1 protein-coding gene and 1 pseudogene are annotated in these 1,284 nt (G+C 73.8%); both read left to right on the top strand.

What is annotated here, in order from left to right; translation table 11 throughout:
- Positions 1-359: pseudogene (locus FNH08_RS50190) on the top strand (saccharopine dehydrogenase); the annotation flags it as partial.
- A partial coding sequence (locus FNH08_RS50185) for a saccharopine dehydrogenase family protein (protein WP_152778696.1) occupies positions 352-1,284 on the top strand: 933 nt, incomplete at its 3' end. The pseudogene FNH08_RS50190 and the gene FNH08_RS50185, both read left to right, overlap by 8 nt.

The following is a 1,284-nucleotide window of genomic DNA, read 5'->3' as shown; positions in this document are numbered from 1 at the left end:
GCCCCGTCCCGCCCTTCCTGACGGACAAGGACCTCGACGGCCCCGACCGCAGGCTGCGCACCCTCTCGGACGTGACCGTCGACGTCGGCTCGCCGATGAACGTCCTGCCGATCTACGACACGACCACGGACTGGGAACACCCGGTGCGGCGCCTGCGCGAGCGTCCGCCGCTCGACCTCATCGCCATCGACAACCTGCCGTCCCTGCTGCCGCGCGAGGCGAGCACCGACTTCTCGGGCTCGCTGTTGCCGCAGCTGCTGGACTTCGGCGTCACCGGGCCGTGGGGGCGTTGCCTGGCCCGCTTTCATGAGGCGTTGCGTGAAGCCGGTATCGGAGGAGGGGAGTTCGACGATGACTGAGGGCACGGGCGGGACCGCGAAGGAGGCCGCCCCGGCGAGCGGCACGGTCCACTGGATCGGGGCGGGCCTGTCCACGGGCAGCGGCCTCGCCGCACTGTGCGACACCGCCGACCGTGTACGGCTCTGGCACCGCACCGAGGAACGGGCCGCTGACGCCCTGGCGGCCCTGGGCCTGACGGGCCGTGCCGAGCCCCGCGCGTACACACTCGCCGCACTGGCGGCCGACCTCGCCCCAGGAGACGTCGTCGTCTCCATGCTCCCGGCCCCGGAGCACGCGCCGCTGCTGGCCACGGCCATCGAACGGCGGGCCCACTTCGCCTGCTCCAGCTATGTCTCGGACGCGGTCCTCGACCAGGTGCCGGCGGCCGAGGCCGAGGGCCTGACCGTCCTCACCGAGGCCGGTCTCGACCCGGGCATCGACCACCTCTTCGCCCACAGCCTGATCGCGCGGGCCGAGCGGGCCGTCGGCGTGGACACGGCGGCCACGTACACCCTCACCTCGTACTGCGGCGGCATCCCGGCCGTACCGAACGACTTCAAGTACCGCTTCAGCTGGGCGCCGGCCGGCGTGCTGAACGCCCTGCGCGCACCGGCCCGCTACATCGAGGACGGCGCGGAGACGACGGCGGCCCGCCCCTGGGAGGCGACCCGCCCCCACGTGATCGACGGCGAGACCTTCGAGGCGTACCCCAACCGCGACAGCGTCCCCTTCCTCCGCCAGTACGCCCTCCCGGCCGCCTGGAAGCCCCGCACCTTCGTCCGCGGCACCCTCCGCCTCGACGGCTGGCGGACCGCCTGGGCCCCGGTCTTCGCGGAGCTCGAACGCGGCGACGACGAGCGCATCGCCGCGCTCGCCCGGGAACTGGCGGCGACGTACCCCACCACCGAGGCCGACCGCGACCGGGTCGTCCTCGCGGTGTCGCTC

Source organism: Streptomyces spongiae, from assembly GCF_009377185.1.
Classification (GTDB): domain Bacteria; phylum Actinomycetota; class Actinomycetes; order Streptomycetales; family Streptomycetaceae; genus Streptomyces; species Streptomyces spongiae.
The sequence above is the reverse complement of the archived record's forward strand: the minus strand, read 5'-3'. Positions and strand labels throughout refer to the sequence as shown.